The organism is Mesorhizobium sp. P3_A9 (genome assembly GCF_056402975.1).
Genome location: NZ_JBFUGJ010000537.1, coordinates 1 through 2808 on the forward strand (window position 1 = coordinate 1; position 2808 = coordinate 2808).

At 61.0% G+C, this 2808-nt stretch carries 6 protein-coding genes; 1 reads left to right on the forward strand and 5 read right to left on the reverse strand.

Annotated elements, in window-relative coordinates:
* Window positions 1-96 precede the first annotated feature (96 nt).
* Window positions 97-420 carry a TfoX/Sxy family protein gene (locus tag AC1DX0_RS34045; protein ID WP_477221259.1) on the reverse strand — a complete coding sequence of 108 codons (324 nt, stop codon included), beginning with the start codon at window positions 418-420 and terminating at the stop codon, window positions 97-99.
* 86 nt (window positions 421-506) lie between these two features.
* Here AC1DX0_RS34045 and AC1DX0_RS34050 point away from each other — a divergent pair, with 86 nt between their 5' ends.
* Window positions 507-1004 carry a GFA family protein gene (locus AC1DX0_RS34050; RefSeq protein ID WP_477221258.1) on the forward strand — a complete coding sequence of 166 codons (498 nt, stop codon included), beginning with the start codon at window positions 507-509 and terminating at the stop codon, window positions 1002-1004.
* 35 nt (window positions 1005-1039) lie between these two features.
* Here the strand turns inward: AC1DX0_RS34050 and AC1DX0_RS34055 are convergent, their stop codons facing one another.
* The 4 genes from AC1DX0_RS34055 to AC1DX0_RS34070 all read right to left on the reverse strand — a co-directional run.
* Window positions 1040-1447: an N-acetyltransferase family protein gene (locus AC1DX0_RS34055; RefSeq protein WP_477221466.1), complete on the reverse strand. Its 408-nt coding sequence runs from the start codon at window positions 1445-1447 to the stop codon at window positions 1040-1042.
* Between the two features lie 129 nt (window positions 1448-1576).
* Window positions 1577-1957 (reverse strand): Fe-S cluster assembly scaffold SufA, encoded by a 381-nt coding sequence (gene sufA / locus AC1DX0_RS34060; RefSeq protein WP_477358740.1) that lies wholly within the window; start codon window positions 1955-1957, stop codon window positions 1577-1579.
* 184 nt (window positions 1958-2141) lie between these two features.
* On the reverse strand, window positions 2142-2534 hold the full coding sequence (locus AC1DX0_RS34065) for an SUF system Fe-S cluster assembly protein (RefSeq protein ID WP_477221257.1): 393 nt from the start codon (window positions 2532-2534) through the stop codon (window positions 2142-2144).
* A 5-nt stretch (window positions 2535-2539) separates the two neighbouring features.
* Window positions 2540-2808 (reverse strand): aminotransferase class V-fold PLP-dependent enzyme (locus AC1DX0_RS34070; protein ID WP_477358742.1); only part of this gene is annotated, 269 nt, incomplete at its 5' end.

Genomic DNA, 2808 nt, shown 5'->3' on the forward strand with positions numbered 1-2808 from the left:
CTCTTCTCCCCAGCGGGGAGAAGGTGGCCGCGAAGCGGCCGTATGAGGGGGCGGCCTCGACGTGACCCTTCCGCAGCAGCCAGCGCTAGGTCAAAATCACTTCCCAGCCCTTCGCCCCGCCTCATAGGCGCGGCGTGCCCAGACTGTCATCTCGTCCAGATCATCAAAAGCAACGTCCGGAATGCTCCAATAGGGCATGGCGACCAGCTTGCCGTGCCGCGTGCCGGTATAGGTCCATTGCTTGCAGCCCGCAGCCTCGAAGTCGGGCGCGCTTTGTTCGTCGGCCTTCAGCAGCAATTCGCCGCGCAGGACGATGGCGACGATGACGCCATCGAAATAGATGCCCTTGCCGCCGAACAGTTTGCGGATGCTGACCGGACCGAGCCCTTCGAACAGTTCGGCGATGCGTTCATTGTCCATGCCGCGATCATGCCACCGGGATTTGACATTGTCATCGCGCAACCAAGATCATGCTGACAGGTTGAGAACCGTCGGAGTTTTTTGTCATGCCGCTTCTGCTCAAGGGATCCTGCCGCTGCAACGCCGTGCGTTTCGAGGTGGAAAGCCACACGCCGGTGCCGTTCATGCTCTGCTACTGCTCGATCTGCCGCAAGCAGCAAGGCGGCGGCGGTTACGCCATCAATCTCGGCGCCGACTACGAAACGCTGAACGTCAGAGGCAAGCGCAGCCTCGGCGTCTTTCGCGCCGAGATCGAGGACGACGAGCATCCCCGTTGCGAGGTTTCGACCGGCGAGCGCAATTTCTGCCGTAAATGCGGGTCGGCGTTGTGGCTCTACGATCCGACATGGCCGGAGCTTGTGCATCCCTTCGCCTCGGCGATCGACAGCGACCTGCCGAAACCACCTGAAAAGGTGCATCTGATGCTGAAATACAAGGCGAACTGGGTCGAGCCCGATATAGGCAAGGGCGACAAGACGTTCGATGTCTATCCGGAGGAATCGATCGCCGACTGGCATAGGCGGACGGGCATGTGGGTGAAGTAGTGCTCTTCGCCCCGTTTACGGGGAGAAGGAATGGCTCATTCCTCATCGGTCGCCAAAGCCGCGAGTGCGTCGCCGCTCAGCCGAAAGAAAACCTTGTCCGGCTGCCTGGTGCCACCAAGACCGTCATAGAAGGTCAGCAGCCGCTCATTTTCACCGTCGGCTGTCCAATCGACGCGGCCATGGCCGCGCTGCAGGGCGGTCCGTGCCAGCGCCTGCATCAGCAGGCGTCCGGCACCACTGCCGCGATAGGCTCGCGAGACGAACAGCTCTTTCAGGAAGAAGCCGGTTCGCAGGCCGGGTCCGGGATAGATTGTCGAGCAGATGGCAAAACCGATGATCGTGTCCGTTTCGGCGACCAGAATCTCCACGCCCGGCGGCAGACCGGCAAGATCGGCAAGGATTGTCTCGAATGGCGGGCACGGCACCCGATAGTGCCGCTGCATCTCTTCGAAAAGATGCGCCAACGCGGCATTGTCGGCGCCGACATGCGGCCGGATTGATATCGCGACGGTCACGTTTTCGACGGCCATCCGGTCACGGGCTCGGTGTGGATTTGGAAGCTCGGCCGGGGCTCAGGCCGAAGCGCGTGCCTCTGCCAGCGCCTTGAGATCGGCCGGCTTCAGTTCGACGGATTCGCCACAGCCACAGGCCGAACTCTGGTTCGGGTTGTGGAAGGTGAAGCCGGTGCGCAATGTCGTCTGCTCGAAATCCATCTCGGTGCCGAACAGGAAAAGGGCAGCCTCCGGCGCGACATAAACATGGGCGCCATCGCGCTCGATATGGTCGTYCTTGGTGTTGGGCTCGGTCACCAGATCGACCGTGTATTCCATGCCGGCGCAGCCGCCCTTCTTGATGCCGAGGCGGATGCCGTGCGCGCTGTCACGGGTAGCCACGATCTCGCGCACCCGGTCGGCGGCCTTTTCGGTCATCGTGATGACGGCGAAGCGTCCCATTCTTTTTCCTTCTCCATTCCATGCAGGTTCAAGGCCTGCCGAATGATTCCTCACCTAAAATGGTGAAGTTTTACCCCTGGCGCAAGTGTACCAGGCTCTGCCTGCCTAAAGCGTGACACGCTTTAGGCTTTTGCTTTATGCATGTCGTTGTCCCAAAACCGAGGTCACTTTTGGGCGACATGCATTAGTACCAGCCCACCGCCACCTGCGCCTCTTCCGACATGCGGTCGGCCGACCAGGGCGGATCGAAGGTCATGTTGACCTCGACACCGGAGACGCCTTCGACGGCACCAACGGCATTCTCCACCCAGCCGGGCATTTCGCCCGCCACCGGACAACCCGGGGCGGTCAGCGTCATGTCGATCTTGACCGAGCGGTTATCCTCGATGTCGATCTTGTAGATGAGGCCGAGCTCGTAGATGTCGGCCGGGATTTCGGGGTCATAGACCGTCTTCAGCGCCGAGACGATGTCGTCGGTCAGCCGTGCCAGTTCGTCGGCGGGGATGGCCGAGGCGGAAACCAGCGGGTTGATGGCCGTTTCCGGCACGGTCTCGGTGTTGTGGCTAGCGTCATCCATGATCGTCACCCGAAGAATTTGCGCGCYTTTTCGAGCGCCTCGGCCAAAGCGTCGACTTCGGCCCTGGTATTATACATGCCAAACGATGCCCTGCATGTGGAGGTTACGCCAAAGCGTTTCAACAGCGGCTGGGCACAATGGGTGCCCGCGCGCACCGCAATGCCCTGCCTGTCTATCACCATCGATACGTCATGGGCATGAATGCCTTGCAGTTCGAAGGAAATGATGGCGCCTTTGCCCGGCGCATCGCCGAAGATGCGCAGTGAGTTGATAG